Consider the following 26,701-nt stretch of genomic DNA (forward strand, 5'->3'; position numbering starts at 1 on the left):
TGCGGAATTGAGTTGCGCACTGTTCGCTTGACAACGGGAGTGATCTGCGGCCTACCATCGAACAGTCTGGTCAGGACCCGTTTTGCTTCGGTTCGACCCAGTTGAGTCGCAATGTTTGCGGAAATGTAACCAACCAAAGTGGCCTTCTGCCAAGGACGTTGGATGTGAAACAAATCCAAAACGTCGGCAATCCGGCTGATGCGACGCTCCGAATCATAGGGCGTGGATCACGTCCTCCGGCTGGCGCGCGTGCGCTTGCTGGAGCGGTGCTCGGGGAGTTGCGTCAACAGCGGCAGAACGGAGTGATTGATGAGTTCATTGGCCACGGATCGCGTCGACCAATGTTCATCCGGCGAATTTTCGGCACAACCGTTTGCTCTGTCACCCGCGCAGACAGCTCTCTGGTACGCGCAGCGCATTCGTCCCGACGTACCGTTGACGATCTCCCAGTACGTGGAGATCCACGGTGACCTGGACGAGGGACGGCTGCTGTACGCGATCGAGCGTTTCGGTGCCGAGACCCAGGTGGGTCAGGTTCGCCTGGTGGAGGAGGATGGCACTCCGTATCAGATCGTGGATCCGGTCCACCGGCCGGGCTGGGTCCGCATCGATCTGCGCGGCGAGACCGATCCGTACGCCGCGGCGCTGCGCTGGATGCACGAGCACACGAGTGCGCCGATCGACCTGGAACGCGATCCGCTGACCTCCAACGCCGTCCTGCGGATCGGCGACTCCGACTACATCTGGTATTCGTACGCCCACCACATCGTCATCGACGGCTATGGCGCGATGAACGCGCTCACCCGTACCGCGGAGATCTACTCCGCGCTGGAGAACAAGACCGAGCCGGTCGCCTCGCGGGCGACGCCGCTGGCCGAGATCTACGCCGACGAGGCGCGCTACCACGACTCGAGCCGCTTCCAGAACGATCGCGAGTACTGGCTCGGGCAGCTCTCGGGTGTGGGCGAGCCGGTTAGCCTGGGCGGCGCCCGGCTCGGCGCGGCCACCCACGACGCGGGCCGCAGGCTGGCCACCGCCGTGCTGGACGACGCACAGCATGCCGCGATCGACGCGGCGACCAGCGCGTGGAACACCACCGACTCGGCGATGTTCGTCGCGGCGCTGGCCGCCTACGTGCGGTCGGTGACGGGCAACTCCGACGTGGTGCTGAGCCTGCCGGTGTCGGCGCGCACCACGGTGTCGCTGCGCCGCTCGGCGGGCGTGATCTCCAACGTCGTGCCGATCCGGCTGAAGTTCGACGAGACGACCACGATCGGCGACTTGGTGAAGGCGGCCGAGCTGCAGATCACCGGGGCCTTGCGTCATCAGCGCTACCGGCACGACGACATCCGGCGCGACAGCGGCTACTCCCGCGACGCCCGCGGCTTCTTCGGCCCGATGGTCAACCTGATGCTGTTCCACGACGAGCTGCGTTTCGGCAGCCTGGTCGGCTCCATGCACGTGCTGGCCACCGGCCCGGTGGAGGACCTCTCGGTCAACGTCTACAACGGCGCGGGCGGGCGCTTACACATCGACTTCGAAGCCAACCCCCGCCTCTACGGTGAGGCGGAGGTCAGCGTGCATCACGCGCGCTACCTGGACTTCCTCGGGCGGTTCCTGGCGGCCGAGGCGACGACGCCCGCCGAATCGCTGGCCGCGATCACCGGCGCCGAGCGGGAGTGGGTGGTGGACGGCTGGAACGCCACCGAGGCGCCCCGGCAAGACGGCACGCTGGCGAGCCTGTTCGCCGAGCGGGTCGCGGCCGACCCGCACGCGGTCGCGCTGGAATTCGGCGACGAGGCGCTGACCTACGCCGAACTCGACGCGCGCGCCAACCGCCTGGCCCGGCTGCTCATCGAGCGCGGCGCCGGGCCCGACACGACGGTCGGCCTGTGCCTGCGCCGCAGCATCGAGCTGGTGGTCGGCATGTACGCGATCGTCAAGGCGGGCGCGGCCTACCTGCCGCTGGACCCCGAGCATCCCGCCGAACGGCTCGGGCAGATCGTGCGCCAGGCCCGGCCGCTGTGCGTGCTCACCGCCGCCGGCGACGAGGTCGAGCTGCCCGCGATCGCCACCCGGCTGGACATCGACACCGCGCACGTGGCGGAATTCGACGCCGCGCCGGTCACCGACGCCGACCGCAGGGCCGAATTGCGCCCCGACCATCTCGCCTATGTGATCTTCACCTCCGGATCGACCGGAACGCCCAAGGGCGTCGGCGTGCCGCACGCCGCGATCGTCAACCGCCTGCGCTGGATGCAGCACGAGTATCCCTTGGAGCGCGCCGACGCGGTGCTGCAGAAGACCCCCGCCACCTTCGACGTCTCGGTGTGGGAGTTCTTCTGGCCCTTGCAGATCGGGGCGCGCCTGGTCGTCGCCGCACCGGACGGCCACCGCGACCCGGCGTACCTCGCACGGATCATCGCCGAAAAAGGCATCACCACAGCGCATTTCGTGCCGTCCATGCTCTCGGTGTTCGTCACAGAGGCGGATCTGGGCGGCTGCGCGGGCCTGCACCGGGTGTTCTGCAGCGGCGAGGCGCTGCCCGCCGCGGCGGTGCGGGAGTTCTACGCGGCGTTACCCGCCGCCGAACTGCACAACCTGTACGGCCCGACCGAGGCCGCCGTGGACGTCACCTACTGGGCGTGCCCGCCCGACGCGAGCGCCGTGCCGATCGGCTCGCCGGTGTGGAACACCCAGACCTACGTGCTGGACGACCGATTGCAGCCCGTCCCGCCCGGCGTGGTCGGCGAATTGTACCTCGCCGGCGTGCAGCTGGCCCGTGGTTATCTGGGTCAGCCGCGGCTGACCGCGGACCGTTTCGTGGCCAACCCCTTCACCCCGGGCGCCCGCATGTATCGCACCGGTGACCTGGCGCGCTGGCAGATCGGCCGCTCCGCCGCCGAGCCGGGTGTGCTGGAATACCTGGGCCGCAGCGACTTCCAGGTCAAGATCCGTGGTCTGCGCATCGAGCTCGGTGAGGTCGAGGCCGCCCTGCTCGATGACCCGAAGATCGCTCGCGCGGTGTGCGTGGCACACACCGGACGCACCGGTGACGAGCTGGTCGCCTATGTGGTCGCGGCCAAGCACGAGGACGACGACGCCCGGCTGGACACGGCCGCGCTGCTCACCACCCTGCGCCACACGCTGCCCGGGTACATGGTGCCCTCCACGCTGATGGAACTCGACGAGCTACCACTGAGCGCCAACGGCAAGATCGATCGCAAGGCGCTGCCCGCCCCCGTGACCGGCGTGCGCTCGATCCGGCCGATCGCCGAACCGCGCACCGAGGTCGAGCGGGTACTGGCGGGCATTTTCGCCGAGGTCCTCGATACCGACGTCGGCATCGAGGACAACTTCTTCGACATGGGCGGCAATTCGCTCATCGCCGCGCGGGCGGTGGCCAGGATCAACGCCGCCCTCGGCACCGCGCTGACCATCCGGGACCTGTTCGAGGCCGCGACGATCGAGGCGCTCACCCAGCGTTTCGCGACGCAGACCGTCGACGCCTCCTCGCCCCGGCTGGTGCCCGCGGAGCGGCCCGAGCGAATTCCGCTGTCCCAGGCGCAACAGCGGCTGTGGATCCTGAACCGGTTCTCCGAACACGCCGCCGCGTACAACATGCCGCTGGCCGTCGAGGTGGAAGGGCCACTGGACGTGGCCGCGTTGCGCGCGGGCCTGGTCGACGTCATCGAGCGGCACGAGAGCCTGCGCACCACGTTTCCGGAGTCGCCGGAAGGGCCTTACCAGCTGATCCACCCGGCGCAGGCGATCCCGCTGACGCTCGACCCCATCGACGCCGCGGCCGACGACGTGGCCGGATTGGCGACCGAGTTCGCCGGCTACGGCTTCGACCTGCGCAGTCAGGCGCCCATCCGGGTGGCGCTCTACCGCACCGGTCCGCAGCGGCACGTCTTCCTCATCGTCCTGCATCACATCTGCGGTGACGGATGGTCCATCGCGCCGTTGGCCAAAGACCTGATGACGGCGGTGGCGGCGCGCGCGAAGGGTGTCGCGCCGCAGTGGACCCAGCTGCCCGTGCAGTATGCCGACTTCGCGCTCTGGCAGCGCGAATTACTCGGCGAGGAAACGGATCCGGCCAGTGCGCTCAGCCGCCAGCTGACGCACTGGCGCTCGGCGCTGGCCGGGCTTCCCGAGCAGCTCGACCTACCACTGGACCGCCCGCGCCCGCTGCACAGATCGACCGTCGGCGGCCGGGTGGAGTTCACCATTCCCGCCGAGATCCGCCGCGCCGCAATCGAACTCGCGGCCAGCCGGGGCGTGAGCATGTTCATGGTGCTGCACGCGGCGCTGGCGACGCTGCTGTCGCGGCTGTGCGCGAGCGGTGACGTCGCGATCGGCACCCCGATCGCCGGACGTTCCGATCCGGCGCTCGACGATCTCGTCGGCATGTTCGTCAACACGCTCGTGCTGCGCACCGCGGTCGACCCGGCGGCCGGCTTCGACCGGATGCTCGACGTGGTGCGGGAGACCGATCTCAACGCCTTCGCCAACGCCGACGTGCCGTTCGAGCGGCTGGTCGACGTGGTCAACCCGGAGCGTTCCCCGGCGCGCCACCCGCTGTTCCAGGTGATGCTGTCCTACGACCACGCACCGGATCTGCGGATCGATCTGCCCGGTGTGCGCGCCGAGGTGTTGCCGATCGCCTCGGACGTGGCCAAGTTCGACTTGCAGTTGGTCGTCCACGACGACTCGGGCGACGGACCGCTGTCGGCCGAATTCGGCTACACCACGGATCTTTTCGATCAGTCCACGATCCAGTCGTTCGCCCGGCGGTTCATCGCGGTGCTGGCAGGCGGCGTGGCGGCCCCCGAACTGCCGGTGGGCGACCTGCCGATCCTCGACCGCAGGGAGACCGAGAACCTGGTGCCGATCGCGGGCGCACCCGCCGAGCCGCCGATCACGCTGGCCACCTTGCTGACCGCCACCGCGCGCCGGTTACCGGAGGCGGTGGCGGTGCGCTACCTCGGCGCCGACACCACCTACCGCGAACTCGACGAGCGATCGAACGCGCTGGCGCGCGCCCTCATCGAGCACGGCGCAGGTCCCGAGACGGTCGTCGCTATCGCGTTGCCGCGCGGTCTGGACGCGATCACCGCGGTATGGGCGGTCGCCAAAACCGGTGCGGCGTATGTGCCGATCGATCCGAGCTACCCGGGTGCGCGGATCGCGCACATGATCGGCGACTCCGGCGCGATGCTCGGTCTGACCGACCCCGAATGCCTCGCCGCCATGCCCGCCTGGCCCGCCGCGCGGGGCAAACACCGCAAGGCCCAGGTCGACTGGCTGGTACTCGGCTCGGACCAGTTGACCGCCGAACTGGCGGGCCTTTCCGCGGAGCCGATCACCGACGACGAGCGCCATCACCCGATGCGGGTGAGCCACCCGGCATACCTCATCTACACCTCCGGCTCCACCGGTACACCCAAGGCGGTGGTGGTCACCCACGCGGGCATCGCCTCGCTCGCCGGTGAGCAGAACTATCTGTTCGGTATCACGGATGCGGCGCGCACGCTGCACTTCTCCTCGCCCAGCTTCGACGCGTCGGTGCTGGAGATGCTGCTCGGCTTCGCCGCGGGCGCCACGATGGTGATCGCCCCCCGGGGCATGTACGGCGGCGCCGAGCTGGCCACACTGCTGCGCGAGGAGCGAGTCACCCACGCCTTCGTCACCCCCGCCGCGCTGGCCACCGTGCCGAACGAGGGGCTCGACGAGCTGGAGACGGTCATCGTCGGCGGTGACGCCTGCTCGGAGGAACTCGTCGAGACCTGGACCACCGGGCACCGCATGCACAACATGTACGGTCCCTCGGAGGCCACCGTCGCGGCCACCGCGAGCGGTCCGATGGCGGCGGGCGGTCCGGTGCCGCTCGGTATGCCCGTCCGGGGCATGCGACTGTTCGTGCTGGACGGTCGTCTGCATCCGGTGCCGCCGGGGACACCGGGTGAGCTGTACGTGTCCGGCCCCGGCGTGGCCCGCGGCTACCACGGGCGTGTCGGCCTGACCGCGCAGCGGTTCGTGGCCAACCCGCACGGCAGGCGCGGCGAGCGGATGTACCGCACGGGCGACTTGGTCGTCATGCAGCGGTCGGGGCAGCTGCGGTTCCTCGGACGCGCGGACGACCAGATCAAGATCCGCGGGTTCCGCATCGAACTGCGCGAGATCGACAACGTGCTGCGGATGCATCCCGGCGTCCGGTTCGCGCTGACGGTGGTGCACACCGACGAGCGCGGCCAGGTGCGGCTCGCGGCGTATGTAACAGCCGACCGGCCGGTCGAGCCGCAGGACGTGCTGGAGACCGCGCGCCGGCGGTTGCCCGGTTACATGGTGCCCGCGGCGGTGGCCGTGCTCGACGAGATCCCGGTCACCCCGGCGGGCAAGCTGGACCGAAAGGCGTTGCCGGAGCCGGTGTTCGCCGCCGCCGGGTCGTCTCGCGCGCCCGGCACCGAGCTGGAGCGGAGCGTGGCGGGCGTGTTCGGCGGGGTACTCGGCCGCGCGGTCGCCGGAGCCGAGGACAGCTTCTTCGACCTCGGCGGCAACTCGCTGCTGGCCACCCGCCTCGCCGCCGCGCTGCACGCGGAGTTCGGTGTCGAGCTGCCGGTGCGGTCGATCTTCGAAGCGCCCACGGTCGCCGGGGTCGCCGCGCAACTGGATCGAGCGCCCCGGACGCGGCGGCCGGCGCTGGCGGTGCAGACCCCGCGTCCGGGACGTATCCCATTGTCGCTGCCGCAGCAGCGTTTGTGGTTCCTCAACCGATATGCGCCCGAATCGAGTGCCTACAACATCGCTTTCGTGATCCGCGTCGCCGGTGAGCTGGACGTGCCCGCACTGCGGGAAGCGCTCGCCGACGTGGTGCGGCGGCACGAAGTGCTGCGCACCGTCTTCCCGGAGGACGCGGACGGCCCTCAGCAGGTGGTGCTGCCGGTCGAGCGCGCCTTGCCGGAGCCGGCGGTGACCGACATCGATGACTCCGGCGCGAAGGCCGCGCTGGAGGCGTTGGCGCACAGCGGCTTCGATCTCACCACGCAGACGCCGGTGCGTCTGTCGCTGCTGCGCACCGCGCCGGGGCGGCACCTGCTCGGTGTGGTGGTGCATCACATCGCCGCCGACGGCTGGTCGCTCGGCCCGCTGACCAGGGATCTGGCCGCCGCTTACGCCGCACGCCACGAGGGCGGCGCGCCGTCGTGGACACCGCTTCCGGTGCAGTACGCCGACTTCGGCCTGTGGCAGCGTGCCTGCCTCGGCTCGGAAACCGATCCGGACAGCGCGGCGGCGACCCAGCTGGCGTATTGGCGCACCGCACTGGCGGACATCCCCGACCAGTTGCCGCTGCCCTACGATCGGCCGCGCCCGCTCGAGCCCACCCAGCAGGCCGGGACCGTGCGCTTCACGGTGCCGGAGCACGTGCGGCGCGGGCTCGCCGGGTTGGCCCGCGATCAGGGCGTCAGCAAGTTCATGGTGCTGCGATCGGCGTTCGCGGTGCTGCTGCGCTGCGTCACCGGCGGTCGCGACATCGTGATCGGCACCCCGGTGGCGGGCCGTAACGACACCAAGCTCGACGAGCTCGTCGGCATGTTCGTGAACACGTTGGTGCTGCGTTCGGATGTGCATCCGGATCGCAGCTTCGCCGACTTGTTGCGCACCGACCGGGACACCGAACTGGCCGCCATGGCGCATGCCGACATCCCGTTCGAGCGCATCGTGGAGGAATTCGGTTCCGAGGCACGCTCCTCGGGCCGTCACCCGCTGTTCCAGGTGGCGCTGAGCGTGCAGGACGGCCCGGCGCCGGCGCTGGAACTGCCCGGCCTCGCGCTGCGCGCGGAGCCGTTGGACATCGCGCTGGCGAAATTCGACCTGGAGCTGCGCGTCTCGAACGACGCCGTCGATCCGGGCCCGATCCCGGGCGAGCCGGACAGCATCTTCGAATTCGTCTACGCCACCGAGCTTTTCGACGCACGGACGATCGAGACGCTGGCCGACCGGTTCCTGCGCGTGCTCACCGCCGTCACCGGCGATCCGCGCGTGCTGGTCCGCGACGTCGACGCGCGCACCGATCACGAGCGCCGTACCCTCGCCCCGGCGCGTGGCGGGCAGGCGGCCCCGCCGTCCACTCTGGCGGCGTACTTCACCGCCACCGCGCAGCGGTATCCGCACAACACGGCGCTCTGCGCGGGCACGACCTCGCTCACCTACTCCGAACTCGACCGGCGCTCGAATCAGCTGGCGCGCGCGCTGATCGCGCGCGGACTCGGTCCCGGCACCCGCGTGGCGCTCGGACTCGCCCGCTCGATCGACTCGGTGGTGGCGATGCTGGCCGCGGCGAAGTCCGGCGCGGCGTTCGTGCCGGTCGACCCGAAGTACCCCGCCGACCGCATCCAGCACATGCTCGCCGACTCCGGTTGCGCGACCGGTGTCACCGTGTCGGCGCATGTGCGACAGCTGCGCGCGGGCGCCCCCGCGCAGCGCCACACCGAGTGGTTGCTGCTGGACCGCCCCGAGTTCGCCGCCGAACTCGACGGACACGACGACGCGCCGATCCACGACCACGAGCGCTCACGCACCATCCAGGTCGCCGATCTGGCCTATCTGGTCTACACCTCGGGATCCACCGGAACGCCCAAGGGCGTCGCGGTGACCCACAGTGGCCTGTCCAACCTGGCCGACGAGATCCGCGACCGCATCGGTGTGGACGAGCACTCGCGCACACTGCATTTCGCGACGCCGAGTTTCGACGCGGCGATCCTCGATCTGCTGATCGCGCTGGGCGCCGGTGCGGCGATGGTGATCTGCCCGACCGACATCTACGGCGGCGACGAACTGGCCGAGCTGATGGAGCGCGAACGGGTGTCGCACGGCTTCATGACCCCGGCCGCGCTGGCCACGATCGACCACGAACGCTGGCCGCTGCCGCACGTGCGGGCCCTCATGGTCGGCGGCGAGGCGGTGGCGCCGGATCTGGTGGCGCGCTGGGCGCCGGGACGCGTGATGGCCGATGTGTACGGGCCCACCGAGACCACGGTCGTCATCACGATCTCCGGTCCGATGCGCGCGGGCGAGCCGATCACCATCGGCAGCCTGGTGCGTGGCGCCCAGGGAGTGGTGCTCGACGAGCGGTTGCGTCCGGTGCCCGTCGGCGTCCCCGGCGAGTTGTACCTCGCGGGGCACGGCGTCGCCCGCGGTTACTTCGACCGCTTCGGGCTCACCGCCACACGATTCGTCGCCGACCCGCACGGCCCGGCGGGCGCCAGGATGTACCGGACCGGTGACGTGGTGCGCTGGACCGCCGCGGGCGAACTGGTCTACCTCGGCCGCACCGACCACCAGGTGAAGCTGCGCGGTTTCCGGGTGGAACTCGGCGAGATCACCGCCGTGCTCGGCGAACACCCGTCCGTGCGGTTCGCGCACACCGAGGTGCGCCGCATCGCGGGCGCGGACCGGATCGTCGCCTACGTCCAGCCGGCCGACCGCGCGGCCGGGGTGGACACCGACGAGCTGCGCGCCTGCGTCGCTCGCCGACTGCCCGCGCACATGGTGCCCGCCGGTATCACGGTGCTGGACGCCATCCCGCTGACGCCGGTCGGGAAGCTGGATATCAGCGCCCTGCCGGACCCGCACTTCGCGGACTCGACCGGTCGCGAGCCACGGACCGACACCGAGCGCCTGGTCGCCGCGGTGATGGGCGAGCTGGTCGCCGCGGACGACGTGCGCGCCGACGACAGCTTCTTCGACGTCGGCGGAAACTCGCTGCTGGCGACGCAGCTCGTCGCGCGGCTGGCCGCGGCGACGAACGTGCGGCTGGCCGTGCGCACCGTGTTCGCCACGCCGACGGTCGCCGGGCTCGCCGAGCTGCTGGACGCGGGCACCGAGGCCGAGGTGGACCGGCCCGCCCTGGTGCGCCGGGAGCGCCCGGAGCGTATCCCGCTGTCGGCCGCGCAGCGGCGGCTGTGGTTCCTCAACCGCTTCAACGCGGGCGGCACGTCGACCGGGGGGCAGTCCGGCGGCGCCTACAACATCCCGCTCGTACTGCGCATGACCGGCAGCCTGAACGTCGACGCGCTGGTCGACGCGCTGCACGCCGTGCAGGCCAGGCACGAAACCCTGCGCACGGTGTTCCCGGAGACCGACGGCGCACCCGCCCAGGTCGTGCTCGACCCGTCCGAGTCGGCGATCCCGCTGACGCGGGTGACGGTGCGGCCCGACGAGCTCGACGCCGTCGTACGGCGTTTCGCCGCAACGGGATTCGATCTGGCCGCCACCGTGCCGATCCGCGCGGCGCTGCTGTCGGTGTCGACCGCGAGCGACTCGGCGGCACCCGCCGAGCACGTTCTCGTCGTGGTCGTGCACCACATCGCGATGGACGGCTGGTCGCTGGAGCCGATGGCTACCGACGTCGCCGTCGCCTACCGCGCCGCGTGCGCGGGCGGCGCGCCGGAATGGGCCGAGCTCGAGGTCCAGTACGCCGACTACACATTGTGGCAGCAGGACGTGCTCGGCAGCGAGGACGACCCGGACGCCGCGGTGCGCAAGCAGCTGGACTATTGGCGGGACACCCTGGACGGGCTTCCCGAGCTGCTGACCGTACCGGCCGACCGGCCGCGTCCGCCCACCCCGTCCTACCGGGGCGGCACCGTGGAGTGCGCGGTGGACCCGGTCACCCACCGCGAACTGCAGACGATCGCGGGCAGTAACAACGTCAGCCTGTTCATGGTCCTGCACGCCGCGCTGGCGGTGCTGCTGCACCGGATGACCGCGACCGACGACATCACCGTCGGCACCCCGATCGCGGGCCGCGGGCACCCGGCGCTGGACCGGCTTGTCGGCATGTTCGTCAACACGCTGGTGCTGCGTACCCGGATCGACCCGGGCGCCCGGTTCACCGACCTGCTGCACGCGGTGCGCGAAACCGACCTCGACGCCTTCGCCCACGCGGACCTGCCGTTCGAGCGCCTGGTGGAGGTGCTCAACCCGGCCAGGTCCCAGGCGCACCATCCGATGTTCCAGGTGATGCTCTCGGTCCGCAACGAGCCGGTCGGCGGTCTCGACCTGCCGGGGCTGCGCATCGAGGCCGCTGATATCGACACCGGGGTCGCCAAGTTCGATCTCCAGTTCACCCTCACCGAAACGCAGACCGCGCAACGCGATCCGGCGGGCATCACCGTCGCGGTGAACTATGCGATGGATCTGTTCGACGAGCCGACCGCGCAGCGGCTCGGCAAGCGCCTCACCCGGCTGCTCGCCGCGATCGCCGCGAGCCCGACCACCGCCGTGGGCGACCTGGAACTGCTCGACCCCGCCGAATGGTCGGGGCTGGCCCCGGTGCGCGGTGCGAAGCCGGACCGGCCGATCACCTTCCCCGAGGTGTTCGAGCAGGCGGCCGCCGTCGATCGCGCCGCCGTCGCCCTGGTCTCCGACGGTACGGAGGTGACCTACGACGCGCTGGATCGCTGGACGAACCGGCTGGCGCGGGTGCTCATCGAGCGCGGCGTCGGCCCGGAAACGCTGGTGGCGCTGGGTATTCCGCGCTCGATCGAGTCGGTGGCGACGGTACTGGCGGTGGCCAAGGCCGGTGCGGCGTTCGTCCCGGTCGACCCGTTGTACCCGCAGCAGCGCATCGCGCACATGCTGTCGGATTCCGGTGCCGCGCTCGGCATCACGCTGGCGGGCTACCGCGCCGAGCTGCCCGAGGGCGCGGAGTGGATCGTGCTCGATGATCCGGCGTTCCGCAGGCTGGTGCTGGACGCGCCGGACGCGCCGATCGCCGACACCGAGCGTCTCGCGACGTTGCGGATCGACAACCCGGCCTACGTGATCTACACCTCCGGTTCGACCGGCACCCCGAAGGGCGTGATGGTCACGCACGGCGGCTTGTCGAACTTCGCCGCCGAGACCGCCCACCGGTTCGACGTCCAGCCGGGCTGCCGCGTCCTGCACTTCGCCACGCCGAGCTTCGACGCCGCGATGCTCGATCTGCTGCTGTCCCTCGGCGGCGCGGCGACCCTGGTGATCACGCCCACCGGCGTGGTCGGCGGCGACGAGCTGCGACAGGTCTTCGCCGGGGAGCGGATCACCCACGCGTTCATCACCACCTCCGCTCTCGGCACGGTCGACCCCACCGGCCTCACCGAGTTGCAGCACGTGCTGGTCGGCGGCGAGGCCCTGCCGCCGGACCTGGTGACCAGATGGGCGCCCGGCCGCAACCTGTACAACGTGTACGGCCCGACCGAGACCACCATCGTGACCGTCATCTCGCAGCCGATGACGCCGGGCGAGCCGATCACCATCGGCGGACCCATCCGCGGCGTCAACGCGGCGATCCTCGACGCGCGACTGCATCCGGCTCCGATCGGAGTGACCGGCGAGCTGCACCTCGCGGGTGACGCGCTGGCCCGCGGCTATCTGAACCGTCCCGGCCTCACCGCTCAGCGGTTCGTCGCCAATCCGTTCGGCAAGCCGGGGGAGCGGATGTACCGCACCGGTGATCTGGTGCGCTGGTGGGCCGGGTCGCGGGAGCACGGGTCCTCGGCGGACGGTGCGCAGGAGATCCAGTACGTCGGCCGCACCGATCATCAGGTCAAGATCCGCGGTTTCCGTATCGAACTCGGCGAGATCGACGCCGCGCTCGCCCGCCACGGCGCGGTGGCGTTCTCCACCACCATCGGGCATCGCACCCCGGCGGGCGCGACGGCGTTGGTGTCGTACGTGAAACCGCGCGACGGCGTGTCGCTCACGGCGGCGGAGCTGACCGGGCACGTGGCCGGGCTGGTGCCGAACTACATGGTGCCGCAGTCGATCATGCTGCTCGACGACGTACCGCTGAACCCGGTGGGCAAGCTGGACCGGGCTAAGCTGCCGGAGCCGGTGTTCACCGCGGGCGAGGGCTACCGCGCGCCGTCCACCCCGACGGAGGAGGCCCTGTGCGCCGCCTTCGCCGAGGTGCTCGGCGTGGAATCGGTGGGCGTGGACGACGGGTTCTTCGAACTCGGCGGCAACTCACTGCTGGCCACGAAAGTGGTTGCGCACGTGCGCGAGACCGGCATCGACCTGCCGGTGCAATTGATGTTCGGCGACGCGACGCCCGCGGCCATCGCCGCGCGGCTGGACGGGACGGGCGCGTCCTCGGCCGCCGCGGTGGCGGCGATGCTGGCGCCGGTGCTGCCGATCCGCCCGAGCACCGCGACGAGTCAGGCGCCACTGTTCTGTGTGCATCCGGCGATCGGACTGGCCTGGTGCTATTCGGGATTGCTCGCACACCTCCCGGCGGACCGGCCGGTGTACGGGTTGCAGGCTCCGCACGTGGCAGGGGAGGACGGCTACGGGTCGATCGATGAGGCCGCGAGCCGCTACGTGGCCGCGATCAAGGAGATCCAGCCGGAGGGACCCTACCACTTGCTCGGCTGGTCGCTCGGCGGGCTGATCGCCCAGGAGATGGCGGTACAGCTGCAAGAGGGCGGCGACGAGGTCGCGCTGCTGTCGATGATGGACAGCTACCGGCTGTCCGACGACTTGCTCGAACACGCCACCCCGAGCATCGCCGAGATCGTCGGTGAGTTCGGCAGCGACGAACTCGACGCGGAGATCGATCCGGAGATGAGCCTGCGGGACGCGGCCGAGTTGCTGCGCGCCCGGTCCGGGCCGTTCGCGGCGCTGACCGTGGAGCATCTGGAGCGGCTCTACGCGGGCTACGACAACGGCACCGTGCTCGCGCACAGCTTCCGGCCTCGCGCCTTCGACGGCGACCTGCTGTTCTTCACCGCGGGCGACGACCCGGTCAACCGGGCCGACCCGGATCGGCGCGCCGAGGCCTGGCAGCCGTTCGTCACCGGCGCCGTCCACGACCACGAGCTGCGCTGCGCGCACTCCGCGATGACCACGCCGGAAGCGCTGGCGGTGATCGGGCCGGTGCTGCGGAGGTGGCTGGAGACGAAGGAGACGCGCAGGTGAGTTTGGCGGTGGAGGTCACCGGCCTGGTGAAGAACTACGGCCGGGCCCGCGTGCTGGACGAGGTGGACCTATCGATCCCCACCGGTACCGTGATGGGCCTGCTCGGTCCCAACGGCGCGGGGAAGACGACGACCGTGCGGATCGTCACCACGTTGCTGAAGCCGTCCGCCGGTTCGGTGCGGGTGGCGGGCATCGACGTGCTGCACGATCCCGCGGCGGCGCGCAAACGGATCGGCTTGTCCGGCCAGTACGCCGCCGTCGACGCCAACTTGTCCGGCTACGAGAACCTGCGCATGGTCGCCCGGCTGTACGGGATGTCCCCGCGACAGGCCACCGCCAGGGCCGACGAACTGCTCGGCGCCCTCGGGCTGGAATACGCCGCGCACCGCAGGGCGGGCACCTACTCCGGCGGCATGGCCCGGCGGCTCGACCTCGCGGGTGCGCTGGTCGCGCGGCCCCCCGTGGTGGTGCTGGACGAGCCGACCACCGGCTTGGACCCGCGCGGCAGGCTGGACATGTGGCGGGTGATCGGCGACCTCGTCGACGACGGCACCACGGTGCTGCTGACCACGCAGTATCTGGAGGAGGCCGACCTGCTGGCCGACCGCATCACGGTCATCGACCACGGGCGGGTCATCGCCCGCGGCTCGGCCGACGAGCTGAAGACCTCGATCGGCGGTGACCGGCTCACCGTCACCCTGGCCGCCGGGCAGGCCGCCGAGCCCGCGCTGGCGGTGCTCACGCAGGTCGGCGTGGGCGATCCCGGGCACGAGCCGGGCACCGACGAGGTGTCGGTGGTGGTCGGCGACGGCTCGCGCACCATGGTGGAGGCCCTGCGCAGGCTCGATGACGCGGGCGTCTGCGTGGTCGACGCGAACGTGCACCGGCCCAGCCTCGACGACGTATTCCTTTCCCTCACCGGCAAGCCCGGCGGCGCGCCCGCCGCGGAACCGGAGACCGACGATGTACAAGAGGAGATCATGTCGTGAGCGCGGCCATGGTGGGGGAGGCAGCCCCGAAGGCGGAGCGGAAGCCGAAAGCAGCGGCGGCACAGCCGGATTCCGGTCCCAGGCTGCGGCTGTTCCGGGACAGCGCGATCGTCGCGCACCGCAATCTGCTGACCATCCTGCGCGTGCCCACCCTGCTGGTGACCGCCACGATCCAGCCGCTGATGTTCGTGTTCCTGTTCGCCTACATCTTCGGTGCCTCGCTGGGCGGCGGCCAGTACCGGGAGTTCCTGCTCGCGGGCATCTTCACGCAGACGGTCGCGTTCAACGCCGCGTTCACCACGGTCGGTCTCGCCGGGGACCTGCAGAAGGGCATCATCGACCGGATGCGGGCGCTGCCGATGTCCCGGCTCGCCGTGCTGATGGGCCGCACGCTGTCGGACCTGGTGGTGAACATCCTCAGCCTGGCCGTGATGGTCGGATGCGGGTATGTCGTCGGCTGGCGCATCCACGGCAGTCTCAGCGACGCCGCGTTGGCGTTCGGGGTGATCCTGCTGTTCGCGTTCGCGATGTCCTGGGTCGGCGCGCTGACCGGCTTGCTGTCACCGACCGTCGAGGTGGCGCAGAGCGCGGGGCTGATCTGGCTGTTCCCGCTGACGTTCATCTCCTCGGCGTTCATCTCCGCCGAGACCCTGCCCGGCCCGCTGCGCACGATCGCCGAGTGGAATCCGATCACCGCGGTGTCGGCCGCGGGGCGCAAACTGTTCGTCAACGACTCGCCGCCCAGTTTCGTCCCGCCTACCGGCTGGGCGGCCGATCACTGCGTCGAATACGCGGTGGCCTGCTCGGTGGCGATTCTCGTGCTGGCCGTGCCGCTGGCGTTGCTGCGCTACCGCAAGGTGGCCAGCCACTGACCGGCGTGCGTGGCACGAACAGCGAACGGCCGCCGCATCGAACGATGCGGCGGCCGTGTCGGTGTGCGCGGACCGTCAGGCGCGGCGGCGGGTCTTGAGCAATTCGAGGCGCTCCTTGAGCAACTCCTCGAGCTCGTCCTTGCTGCGGCGCTCCAGCAGCATGTCCCAGTGCGTGCGCGGCGGCTTGACCTTCTTGGCCTCCTGGGTGGTGCCCTCGATCAGCACGCCCTCCTGGCCGTTGCGGCACAGCCAAGTGGGCGGGATCTCGGCGTCGTCGGCGAACGGAACGTCGAATTCCTCGCCGTTGTCGGTCCGGTAGCGGGCGATCCGACGCGGAGCCAGGTCGTGGTCGCGATCGGTCTCGTAGCTCACCGCTCCGAGCCGGCTGCCTCGGAGTACGCGATCTGCCATGGTGTGCCTCTCCCTGTGTGCTCGAGTCTTCGTGCGCTGCCACGGTGTCCGCACGAGTGCGCGGGGCACTCGGTGGACCTTGATGTACAACGATCGGGCCTGCGCCGATAGTTCCCGACGCGGCCGCGGCGAACCGTTCCATTGTAGTGCCCTCGGCGCGCCGAGCTCGCCACGCCCGGCGCGGGACGATTCGCCGGGGTCGCTGAATGGATCGCCGAGGGCGAGCTATTAGTGTTCTGCGTCATGTCGCGCCGCTTGTCCTGCCAGTGGTGTGGGCGGGAGATCGTGGAATCGGAGGCCGGCCGTCGTCGCCGGTACTGCCGTCAGTCCTGTCGTCAACGCGCCTACGAACACCGCAACAGCTTGAAGGGAACCGGGATTCCCGACGACGCCGTGGTGCTCAGCGCCCAGGAGGCCGCCGACCTGGCCGATCGCTGGTTCGCCGCCCGCTGCGCCGCCGAGGACGTCGCCATCGCCATCGAGGAGGGCGCCACGCCCGAGGAGCTGGCGGCGCTGGGCAAGACCCTCGTCGAGCTCACCCGCGACGCGGAACGTCTGCGCTGACCGGGTCCGCGGCGTCACTATGCGCGGCGGCTCCCCGGTGCCGCAGGTACACCGCGCCGAGCAGCGCGGTGACGATCGCGGCGAGCCCGCAGGCCGCGAGCCAGGTGGCCATGTCCGGGTGGACCAGGGACTGTGCGCGCATCGCCTGCCAGAAGACGAGCGTCAGCAGACCGGCATACCCGGCCGCGAGCACGCCGACGACGGCCGCGCGGGTGCGCTCCGGGCGCAGCCAGCGGTAGCGCGGAGCCAGCCAGGCCAGCAGGACGGCCACCAGCAGCAGCACCTGGATGCCGTGCAGGCCGACGAAGTGCGGAACGCGTAGGTCACCGCCGACGGTGCTCCAGTGGGTGAGCGGCATGCCGCCCATGGCGTCGCGTGGGCCGAGATCGCTCGCGTCGGGCACGACCGTGTGTCCGGCGGCCAGCTCGACGATCCGCCCGTCGCTGTCGCGGACGAGCTGCTTGCCGGTGAAGCCCATCAGGTAACCCAGCGCCATGCCCGCGACGGACAGCGCCAGACCGGCATGGATCGCCCGTGCCGTCGGCCGGTCCACCAACCGCTGCCAGGCGAGGATCGACACGATGAGCAGGTTGGCGAGGAAAAGGCCGGGCACGCCGGAGGCGAAGACCATCTGCCCGATCGAGTTCACCGGATCGTCCTCGGTGTTGAAGTGGCTGAACGTGCCGCGTGCGGCCTGCAACACGATGAAGCCGACGTCGACGAAGCCGGTGACGGCGAACACCGTCCCCAGCCACCAGGTGATGCGGCTTCCCTTGTGCGGCAACGACAGCAGCCAGGCCAGGGTGAGGCTGTAGAGGAAGAACGCCAGGCCGAACTTCATCGGCTTGAGCCATACCGATTCGCCGAGCAGCGTGCGGTCGTCGACCAGCATCGCCGCGAGCGCGAAGACGACGAGCGCGCCCATCGCGGCGACGTTTCCCAGCAGCGGCCGATGCAGTCGCGCACGCGTCGCGGGCTTCGTGCGTCCGCGCCGCCGCCGTGCCGACGGCCCGTCCTGCGGCGTGGCGACGAAATGTGTTGTGGACATGGACCGAACGTAGGAATCGCCGCCATCGGCGGTCGTCCCGCCGCAGCGCTATTCGCGTCTAGTACCACGGTATCGGGCGCAAATGCGGCCGATACCGCAGAGCCGTCCACGGTCGCCGAGGTTCAGATCTGCTACTGCGGCAGTGCGTGCGGCCCCGAAAGTGGTCGGGCCGCGAACGCGTCGTTGCGTTCGCGGCCCGTGGCAGGCGACGGCTCTGTCGCCGAGTCTGTTCGCGAGCCCCTCATGTCTCGCGATCGGGATCAGTCTTCCGGAGCGAATCCGACGTCGATGCCGCGCTCGGCCAGCCAGGGCCGCGGGTCGATCGGTTCGCCGCCGGGCAGGTGGACTTCGTAGTGCAGGTGCGGACCGGTGGAGTAGCCGCGGTTGCCGACGGTCGCGATGACGTCGCCCGCGCGCACCGGCTGGCCGACCTCGGCGAGGATGTCGTTGACGTGGCCGTAGACGCCGACGGTGCCGTCGTCCTGCTGCACACGCACCCACAGGCCGAAGCCGGAGGCGGGACCGGCCTCGATCACCACGCCGTCGGTGACCGTGGCGATCGGTGCGCCGAGCGGGTCGCCGAAGTCGAGCCCCGCGTGCATCGCGCCCCAGCGCGTGCCGAAGTTCGAGGTGAGCACGCCGGCGACCGGCCGGACGGTCTTCGGGCGGGTGAATTCCTGCGCGATGCGGTTCGGGTCCCACGGCGCGGGCCCGGGGTCGGACTGCGGAGGTTGCGTCTCGTGCTGGGTGAAGGTGGCGAACTGGGCCATCCCCTCGGCGGGGCGGATCTCGCCGGAGGCGATCTTGCCCGCGACGAGGCGGGCCGAAGCGTCGGTTTCCTGGTCCTGTTGGGCAGCGGCGAGGATACCGACCGACGCGGTGACGATCGCGGAGGCGGCGACCACGCGGGTGGCGGCGCGATGGCGGCGGAACCGGGTCACGCCGCGACGGATCTGTAACGGAAAGGTCACGGGCATGAACCGAACGTACGACAGCGGCGCGCCCGTTCTGCAATCCTGTGGCTACCGTCACGGGTCTATAAACGCCCAGCTCGTCGGTCACGGAGAGGTAACGGTTCACTCTCGTTTCCGTATTCGACCTGGTTCTTTGCCGCATTACCCAGCTGTTGACCAGCGAAACCTCAGTTGATCACACTGTGTGAGTGGCGACTAATGGAGTTCGTGCCCTGACCGCGCTGGCGGACCCGACTCGCCGCGCGATCTTCGAGGCCTTGCCGCAGGCTGCGCGCTCGGTCGGCGAGCTCGCCGAAGAAATCGGCGTGAGCAGCTCGGCGGTCTCCCAGCATCTGCGGGTGCTGCGCGAAGCACGGCTGGTCATGATGCACCCGGAAGGCAACCGCAGGCTGTACTCCTTGGACCCGCGCGGCCTCGCGGATGCCCGCGACTACCTCGAGCAGTTCTGGCCGAGTGCGATCGCCGCGTATTCCGCGGCGCTGCGCACCGCCGCGACGGCGACCGCGTGACTCGGTGGCCAGCGCCCGCGTGACCGTCGTCCCTGGGTGGCGTCGGGAGACGGAGTGGGAGCGTCAGCCGACGCGCCGATAGGCCGTCTTGCGTCGGTCGGCGCCCGTGCCGGGCCAGTTGCGCTTGCTCAGCTGTTTGTCGACGGCGGTGATGACCTCGGTGACGCCGATCTGCAACAGGCCGGGGTCTGGGGTGTCGGCGTCCGGATCGCCGACCTGGCCGGCCCACAGTACGGCGTGCCGGCCCAGGAGGTGCGAAGGCGGACCGGCCCACCGTGGCGGCGTGGGACCGAACAGCAGGACCGTGCGGGTGCCGAAGGCGGTGGCCAGGTGTGCGACGCCGGTGTCCCCGCAGATCACCAAGGCGGCCTCGGCGACGGTGGCGGCCAGATCGATGAGGTTCTGCTCCCCGGCGAGCACCCGGCCCACGGGTAGCCCCGCGCGTGCGGCGATGCCCAGCGCGAGTTCGCGCTCGTTCTCGTCGCCGGTGAGGACCACTTCGCGGCCGAGTACCAGCAGGTGGCGGACGACGGCGGCGAAACGGTCCGGTGGCCAGCGGCGGGCCGGTGCGCCCGCGCCGACATGCACGACCACGCAGTCGCGCCTGCTGGTCGTCGACACCGGCGGCACCAGTCCGAGGTTGCGGCGATCCGCCCCGATGCCGTCGTATTCCAGCAGGTGACACCAGCGGTCCACCTCGTGCATGTCGGGATCCCACTCGGGGCCGGACAGCTCGGGGAAGGCGGCGTTGCGAAAGGTGAGGATGCGGCCGGGTTCGATTTTGGCCAGCGTGACGATGCTTTCGGCGCTCGCGCCGTGCAGGTTGACCGCCAATTCGGGTGGCGGCGCGTCCCAGCGGAGACCACTGGGCTCGGCGGTCGGCACCAGGGCGTCGACCGACGCGATCAGATCGACGATCGGCTTGAGCCGCTGCGGGGCCGCCAGGACGAGGCGGTCGCGCGGTTTGGCCCGGCGCAGCGCACGTAAAGCCGGGACCGCGGTGAGTAGATCACCCAGCCCACGCGCCTGCAACACGAGCAGAACCGCCACCCTCTTCTCCTAGCCACCCGAGTCTCACCGAACCCCGACCCACCCGTTCACCCCAGGGGCGCCAACGAAGAGTCACTTTAGGAGTAACTACCCGACCGATCCGGCGGCGAAACGTGAACGCCGGGCAACGCCGCGGTACCGGCTGGGCAAGCGCGCCAGAAACCTCATGGCAAATGCGCAGTAAACACCCGAAGATGGGCTATAGCATCAACGCATGACGACAAACAGCGTGGTAGAGGGCCCTATGCAGTCTCTTGCCCGCAGGGCGTGGCAGACCATCCTGGTCACCGGCATCCTGGCGGTGATCCTCGGCGCCCTGATCCTGGCCTGGCCGGATATCACCCTGCAGGCCGCGGGCATCATCTTCGGCGTCTACCTGGTGGTCACCGGCTTCCTCCAGTTGATGGCAGCCTTCGGCGCGCCGACCGGCACCGGTCTGCGGGTGCTGTCGTTCGTCATCGGTCTGCTGTCCATCGTGATCGGCGTCTTCTGCTTCCGCGACGAACTGGCCTCGATCCTGCTGCTGGGTCTCTGGATCGGGATCGGCTGGCTGTTCCGCGGGGTCGCGCTGCTGGTCGCCGCCCTCTCCGAGCCGGGGACGCCGGGGCGCTGGTGGCAGGTGTTCTTCGGCCTCGTGACCGCCATCGCGGGTGTTGTGCTGATCGTCTGGCCGGCGCGGTCGGTGGCCACCCTGGCCGTGCTGGCGGGGGTGTGGCTGATCATCATCGGCATCATGGAAATCATCGTGGCGTTCGGAGTTCGCCACGAGGCGAAGGTGGCGCGCACCGCACCCGCTGTCGCCTGATCACGAACCCGCGCGGCCGTGCGCCACGGCGCCGGTTCGCGCGACGCGGTGTCTCCGGGCGCCTGAACACCACGGTTCCGTCACGTGGGAACTCGTGACAGAATCACAGGCGCATTTTCACAGACGTCGGCTTCGGGGTTGGCCGACATCGAAAAGAACTGGAGGCACGAATGATTCGTACTGCTGGGATTGTCGGTGCGCTGGCCCTGGCAGGGGCCGCGGCCCTGCTGTCGGCGGGAACGGCGCAGGCCGCGGTCGGCATCGTGACGATCAACGGGGAACAGCGGGTGGATCCGGTGGGCTGCCTGAACACCGACGGCACCTTCTACACCACCTTCCAGATCACCGTCGTCAACAGCACCGATCGTGCCATCACACTGCACTCCGGGCGGGACTGCACCGGCTCCGTGATCGGTGAGCTGCCCGCCGAGAGGATCGGCTACCTGCCCAAGGGCGGCAGCGTTTCGGTCAGCTGACGCCGAACGCCAGTCGCCGTAGGCGAAACCGGCCGGGTCGCGATCCGAGCAGGGTGTCGAGCATCGACGCCACTGGGATCCGTCCCGGCCGGAAACCGTTCTGGGGTGGTGCTGATCCGGAGCCCCGGACCGGCACCACTTTCCGCTCAGCGTGTGCGTGGCCAATCGCCGGAGCTCGGCACCCCGGACTCCACGGCTCCCCGCACCGAAATCGGCGCCGCGACAGCCGAGCGGCGACGGCCGCGTGGATCCCACGCCATCGCCATCGCCGCGCCGCCCAACAAGACGACCACGATCATCGCCACAACGCACCAAACCAACACCGCCATTGCCTCCCTGACATCCCCCATCCGGCTGACAGACTGCGTTGGCTTACCAAGGCGGACAGTTGTTTTCGATTCGCGCACAGTATTCCCCTGGTTGGTGGCGCGCGCGAGTCGGCGGCGCGGCGCTCATCATCCGGAGCGCCGGACGAAGCTCGCCACCGGTCTCGACGCGGTCGGCGCACCAGCGTGAACGCGGGTTCTTTCCCGTGCGACGGCGCCCGGCGCGGTCGCAGGAGGAGACCGAGATCACGGACGCGCCACTGCCGGACGCTGGACCGGCCGAGCTCGGTCCTGCCCGCACACCCGTTCGCCGGCTCCGGGTGGCGTGCTCCGAGGCGCTCAGCTGCCTGAGCGGGCAGACAGACCGGGATTCTGGAATAGGGCGACGCCGGGGTCATAGGCGGTCCCTGGAGCTGCGTGGCCCCAGGGGCCGTAGACCGCCTCGAGCGGATGGTACTGCTCGGGGATCTCGGGTCGAGATGTCGCGGCGCAGTGTTCGGGCGGAACGCGATCGCTACGTCTCGGGGAGAGGTCGCCGAGCCAGATCTGACCGCCGATGGCGGCGGCGCACGGCTGCCTTCGGGGAGAGTGCCGGACGATTCAACATTGTCTTACGTAGATATGCGCATCTAAATATCTAACCCCGCCCTCGGATACCTGCGAGGCCCCCCGGGAGTAACACTCCAGCTACACCGACGGGGGAGGGAGTGCATCGGATACTGCTGCCCCTCAGTGGATCTCGGGGATGCCGACGGCTCGGCAGCCCTGGGTGAACGGCGCTATCCTTGGCCTGATCGTCGGGCTGGAAGTCGCGTGCGCGGAACGCCACACATGTTGACATCGACTGCTGTTGACAACATATGATGTCAATACTTTGTGAGCCTCGGCTCGCCGCGTCGACACCGTGGCAGCCGGAGGCGGGCAGGCACTCGACCACTTCAGCGACGATCGCGGCAAGGGAGCTACCGATGAGGGCCAAACCACCCGCCCTGGGATATCTCCGCAAGGACATCTCAGGTGTGTCCCAGGACTGGGACGAAGCGCAGATGCGGAGTTTGGCGAAACGCCTGGGTTATGAGTTGTGCAAAACCGTGACCTTCGGCGCCGGTACCGACGCGCCGGTGGATCGCCTGATCGACGCCGCACGGAATTTCGGTGTCGACGCGGTCATCGCCCCGGGTCTGCAGCACTTCGGCAATACGGTGCCCGGTGAACTCGTAGAGGTTTGCGACCTGATCACGGTCACGCCGCAGGAAACCTACTCCCGCTCGGCGCTCTCCCGGGTCTGGGCATAGTTCGTCCCTGGCAAGCTCCGCGCAGCCGCGACTTCCCGTTCTGACGGAGCTCCGTCAGAACGTTTCGCGCACCGGCCATTCGGCTACGATCGGGCCCCGTGGCTGACACAGTGGTGTGGGCGGGGCAGCAGTCCCTCGGGGATGTCGATACCGGGAAGCGCGCGAATCGTAGGGACCGGGTGCGTCTGATCGCGGTGGTCACCGGACTGATCGGCGCCTTGCTCGCCGTGGCCGTGCCGTTCCTCCCGGTCCGGATGGACGCCGCAGCCATTGCCTGGCCCGAAGCGGGGGTGGTGCACAGTGTGGCGGCGCCGCTGGTGTCCTACGCGCCGACTCGGCTGTCCGCGCGCGTTCCTTACGCTGCGTTGACCACTCTGGCCGATACCGGTGGTGTCGCCGTCTCGACGGTGCCGCGACAGTCGGCGGATATGGAGCGGTACGGATTTGTTGTCAAAGTCGTTCCGGACACCACTGATCGGCCTGGGCGGGTCGACGTGGTCTCCCGCAGCACGCTGCTCTGGTCCGCGCCCCTGGAGTTGGTCCGTGGGCAGTCCGGCACGCTGGCGATCGAGGTGTCGGCAGGGCGGACGGCGGTGTCGGGCACAGATGATCCGGGCAGCGTGACCGATTCCGACGTGCGTCCGCAGGTCGTCGGTGTCTTCACCGACTTGACCGGGGCGGCGCCGCAGGGATTGCGGGTGGATATCGCGGTCGATTCCCGGTTTTCGACCTCGCCGACGCTTCTGAAGCTGACCGTCACCGTGCTGTGCCTGCTCGTGACGTCGGCCTCGCTATTGGCACTGCACCGCTTGGACCGCACGGACGGCCGGTCCACGCGGCGATTCCTGCCGGCTCGGTGGTGGCGGCTTCGTCCTGCCGACTGGTTGGTCTTCGCGGTATTGCTGCTCTGGCATTTCATCGGGGCCAACACCTCCGATGACGGCTACATCCTCGGAATGGCCCGCGGCTCGCGCAGTTCCGGGTACATGTCGAACTACTACCGCTGGTTCAGCGTCGACGAGGGGCCGTTCTACACGCCCTACACCGACGTGATCGCATGGATGTCGCACCTGTCGACGGCGAGTGCGTGGGTGCGGTCGCCGACTCTCGTCGTCGCGGTGATCACCTGGTGGGTCGTCAGCCGCGAGATCATTCCCCGGCTGGGTGTCGCGGTGCGCAACGACAAGGTCGTGACATGGACGGCCGCGCTGGTGTTCCTGGCGTTCTGGTTGCCCTACAACAACGGGCTGCGCGCCGAACCCTTCGTCGCGGCCGGTGTCGTGCTCACCTGGGTGTCGATCGAGCGGGCGATCGCGACTCGCCGATTACTGCCCGTGGCGGCGGCGATCATCATCGCCGCGCTGACCTTGACCGTGGCGCCGTCGGGCCTGATCTGTGTCGGCGCCCTGCTGGCGGGGGCGCGCAGCCTCGTCTCGGTGGTCGTGCACCGTGCGCGCTCGGTCGGCTACCCGGCGCAATTGCTGCCGTTGCTCGCTTCGGGCACCGTGGTTCTGGCGGTGGTCTTCGCGGACCGGACACTGGCCGCCGTCCTCGAAATGTCCTATGTCCACGGACGTATCGGCCCCGGCGAGTCCTGGTTCCTCGAGTTCCTGCGCTACCAGTATCTGCTGCAGCTGAACTCCGACGGTTGGCTCTCCCGGCGTTTCGGCATGTTCGTGATGGTGCTCGGATTGATCGTGTGTGTGGTGACCATGCTGCGGCGTGGGGGACACATCCCCGGAACCGCGGTCGGGCCGTCGCGGCGCATCGTGGGCATCACCGTCGCCGCGATGGCGCTGATGATGTTCTCTCCGACCAAATGGACACACCAGTTCGGAGTGTTCGCCGGTCTCGCCACCTGTATCGCGGCGCTCACCGCGGTCGCGATCAGTCCTGGTGTCATGCGACCGCTGCGCAACCGCGCCTTGTTCGCGTCGGCTGTCTTCTTCGCGCTGGCTTTGACTTTCGTCGGCGCGAACGGCTACTGGTACGTGTCCGCTTGGGGGATTCCGTGGTGGGACAAGCCGCCGACCATCGCGGGCAAGGGTTTGTCCAGTTTCGCTGCCGGATTGTCGTTCCTCGCGTTGGCCGCCGCGGCGTGGTTCCATATCCGGCCGCAAGCCGGGCCGCGCGGCGATTCGATAGCTGCCCGCCCGGCCCGGGTCCCGGTGCTGACGGTGGTCGCGGCAGTGATGGTGCTCTTTCTGGTCGGATCGTTCGTCAAAGCGACTGTCGCGCAATATCCTTCGTATTCGGTCGCGAAATCCAATCTGGCGACCGCCTTCTCCGGCGGCTGCGGAATGGCCGACGACGTGCTCGTGGAGACGGACCCCAATTCCTCGATGTTGCAGCCGGTTTCCGGTGACATCGGCACCGCGCTGGCAGGGGACGATTCCGCCGGGTTCAGCCCGAGCGGGGTGGCGCCGGTCCTCACCTCCGACGAGGTGGAATCCACGACCGGCCGGGCGAATTCGGTCTCCGACGACCGGGACGAACTCCGCGACGCCGCCAGATCGGCCGGGTCGGAGTCGGATACCTCGAGCGGTAGCGGAATCAACGGCAGTAGCGTCGCCCTGCCCTTCGGCCTCGATCCGGCCACCACGCCCGTGCTCGGCAGCTACCGCGACGGGCCACAGGCACCGGCTTCTCTGACCACCGGGTGGTACCGGCTGCCCGCCGTCGTCGGCGGCAGTCGCGGCCCGATCATCGCCATCGCGGTAGCCGGTCGGATCCGTTCCGTCGACTCCGACGGGATCGCGCACCCGGGGCAGCACCTCGAACTCGAATACGGTCGCACCGAACCCGATGACCGCGTCATCCCGATGGGCCGCTTGCTTCCGATCGACATCGGCCCATCTCCCATGTGGCGCAATTTGCGGGTGCCGCTCGATCACCTTCCCGCTGAAGCCGACGTCGTCCGGATCGTCGCCGATGACAACGCCCTCGACAAAAATCAGTGGCTCGCGGTGACACCGCCCCGAGTCCCGCAGACCAGAACACTGAACACCGTCGTGGGCTCGACGACCCCTGTCCTCCTCGACTGGGCGGTCGGGCTGCATTTTCCCTGCCAGAAACACCTGCCCACCCGCGCCGGAGTCGCCGACCTTCCCGGGTACCGAATATTGCCCGACCGCAACGGTGCGACGATCACCAACCTCTGGCAAGGCCACGACGGCGGCGGTCCACTCGGCTGGACGCAACTCCTGTTCACCGCCCGCAGCCTGCCGTCCTATCTGAACAACGACTGGGACCGTGACTGGGGCTCGATCGAGCAGTTCATCCCCCACGACCTCGACACCCGACCTGCCCGGGTCGGGATCGAACCCGTCCAACGCTGGGGCACGTGGACGCCCGGACACATCATCACGTCGTATTAGGCGGAGAATATCGTCAAGCCACGGCACGATCGCCGTCACCGGC

13 protein-coding genes are annotated in these 26,701 nt (G+C 69.7%); 9 read left to right on the forward strand and 4 right to left on the reverse strand.

Features of this window, described 5'->3' with window-relative positions; all coding sequences use genetic code 11:
- Positions 1 to 309 precede the first annotated feature (309 nt).
- The 3 genes from LTT66_RS27510 (at position 310) to LTT66_RS27520 (ending at position 15,823) form a co-directional block, all read left to right on the forward strand.
- Positions 310 to 13,962, forward strand: coding sequence for an amino acid adenylation domain-containing protein (locus tag LTT66_RS27510; protein WP_233061389.1), 13,653 nt, complete (start codon positions 310 to 312; stop codon positions 13,960 to 13,962).
- Positions 13,959 to 14,951, forward strand: a complete 993-nt coding sequence (locus LTT66_RS27515; protein ID WP_233061391.1) for an ATP-binding cassette domain-containing protein — start codon at positions 13,959 to 13,961, stop codon at positions 14,949 to 14,951. The genes LTT66_RS27510 and LTT66_RS27515 overlap by 4 nt, the downstream gene beginning before the upstream one ends.
- 89 nt (positions 14,952 to 15,040) lie before the next feature.
- Positions 15,041 to 15,823, forward strand: coding sequence for an ABC transporter permease (locus LTT66_RS27520; protein WP_181723704.1), 783 nt, complete (start codon positions 15,041 to 15,043; stop codon positions 15,821 to 15,823).
- A gap of 75 nt (positions 15,824 to 15,898) precedes the next feature.
- On the opposite strand, the gene LTT66_RS27525 is transcribed toward LTT66_RS27520, so the two are convergent.
- Complete coding sequence (locus LTT66_RS27525; RefSeq protein ID WP_054813153.1) at positions 15,899 to 16,234, reverse strand: RNA polymerase-binding protein RbpA; 336 nt, start codon at positions 16,232 to 16,234, stop codon at positions 15,899 to 15,901.
- A gap of 243 nt (positions 16,235 to 16,477) precedes the next feature.
- Between LTT66_RS27525 and LTT66_RS27530 the strand changes: the two genes are divergently transcribed.
- Positions 16,478 to 16,798, forward strand: coding sequence for a hypothetical protein (locus tag LTT66_RS27530; RefSeq protein WP_181723669.1), 321 nt, complete (start codon positions 16,478 to 16,480; stop codon positions 16,796 to 16,798).
- On the opposite strand, the gene LTT66_RS27535 is transcribed toward LTT66_RS27530, so the two are convergent.
- Entirely contained in the window at positions 16,770 to 17,846 is a 1,077-nt protein-coding gene (locus tag LTT66_RS27535) for a hypothetical protein (RefSeq protein WP_233061393.1), read from the reverse strand. The genes LTT66_RS27530 and LTT66_RS27535 overlap by 29 nt on opposite strands.
- A 260-nt stretch (positions 17,847 to 18,106) precedes the next feature.
- Positions 18,107 to 18,823, reverse strand: coding sequence for a M23 family metallopeptidase (locus LTT66_RS27540; RefSeq protein WP_233061395.1), 717 nt, complete (start codon positions 18,821 to 18,823; stop codon positions 18,107 to 18,109).
- Positions 18,824 to 19,008: 185 nt separating this feature from the next.
- On the opposite strand from LTT66_RS27540, the gene LTT66_RS27545 reads away from it, so the two are divergent.
- Entirely contained in the window at positions 19,009 to 19,329 is a 321-nt protein-coding gene (locus tag LTT66_RS27545; RefSeq protein ID WP_181723672.1) for an ArsR/SmtB family transcription factor, read from the forward strand.
- A 63-nt stretch (positions 19,330 to 19,392) separates the two neighbouring features.
- On the opposite strand, the gene LTT66_RS27550 is transcribed toward LTT66_RS27545, so the two are convergent.
- Complete coding sequence (locus LTT66_RS27550; protein WP_195067507.1) at positions 19,393 to 20,379, reverse strand: glycosyltransferase family 9 protein; 987 nt, start codon at positions 20,377 to 20,379, stop codon at positions 19,393 to 19,395.
- Between the two features lie 214 nt (positions 20,380 to 20,593).
- Between LTT66_RS27550 and LTT66_RS27555 the strand changes: the two genes are divergently transcribed.
- The 4 genes from LTT66_RS27555 to LTT66_RS27570 all read left to right on the forward strand — a co-directional run bounded on the left by LTT66_RS27555 (position 20,594) and on the right by LTT66_RS27570 (position 26,658).
- Entirely contained in the window at positions 20,594 to 21,184 is a 591-nt protein-coding gene (locus LTT66_RS27555) for an HdeD family acid-resistance protein (RefSeq protein ID WP_181723674.1), read from the forward strand.
- Between the two features lie 170 nt (positions 21,185 to 21,354).
- Positions 21,355 to 21,660, forward strand: coding sequence for a hypothetical protein (locus tag LTT66_RS27560; protein ID WP_233061397.1), 306 nt, complete (start codon positions 21,355 to 21,357; stop codon positions 21,658 to 21,660).
- Positions 21,661 to 22,954: 1,294 nt separating this feature from the next.
- Complete coding sequence (locus LTT66_RS27565) at positions 22,955 to 23,281, forward strand: hypothetical protein (RefSeq protein ID WP_233061399.1); 327 nt, start codon at positions 22,955 to 22,957, stop codon at positions 23,279 to 23,281.
- A 98-nt stretch (positions 23,282 to 23,379) separates the two neighbouring features.
- Complete coding sequence (locus LTT66_RS27570) at positions 23,380 to 26,658, forward strand: arabinosyltransferase domain-containing protein (RefSeq protein ID WP_233061401.1); 3,279 nt, start codon at positions 23,380 to 23,382, stop codon at positions 26,656 to 26,658.
- Positions 26,659 to 26,701: the final 43 nt, after the last annotated feature.

This window comes from Nocardia gipuzkoensis (assembly GCF_021183645.1).
GTDB lineage: Bacteria > Actinomycetota > Actinomycetes > Mycobacteriales > Mycobacteriaceae > Nocardia > Nocardia abscessus.

Excerpts from the sequence above, each read along its gene's own strand:
- LTT66_RS27530 (WP_181723669.1), top strand. The coding sequence starts at position 16,478 with ATGTCGCGCCGCTTGTCCTGCCAGTGGTGTGGGCGGGAGATCGTGGAA.
- LTT66_RS27525 (WP_054813153.1), bottom strand. The coding sequence starts at position 16,234 with ATGGCAGATCGCGTACTCCGAGGCAGCCGGCTCGGAGCGGTGAGCTAC.
- LTT66_RS27535 (WP_233061393.1), bottom strand. The coding sequence starts at position 17,846 with ATGTCCACAACACATTTCGTCGCCACGCCGCAGGACGGGCCGTCGGCA.
- LTT66_RS27540 (WP_233061395.1), bottom strand. The coding sequence starts at position 18,823 with ATGCCCGTGACCTTTCCGTTACAGATCCGTCGCGGCGTGACCCGGTTC.
- LTT66_RS27555 (WP_181723674.1), top strand. The coding sequence starts at position 20,594 with ATGACGACAAACAGCGTGGTAGAGGGCCCTATGCAGTCTCTTGCCCGC.
- LTT66_RS27510 (WP_233061389.1), top strand. The coding sequence starts at position 310 with ATGAGTTCATTGGCCACGGATCGCGTCGACCAATGTTCATCCGGCGAA.
- LTT66_RS27565 (WP_233061399.1), top strand. The coding sequence starts at position 22,955 with ATGAGGGCCAAACCACCCGCCCTGGGATATCTCCGCAAGGACATCTCA.
- LTT66_RS27560 (WP_233061397.1), top strand. The coding sequence starts at position 21,355 with ATGATTCGTACTGCTGGGATTGTCGGTGCGCTGGCCCTGGCAGGGGCC.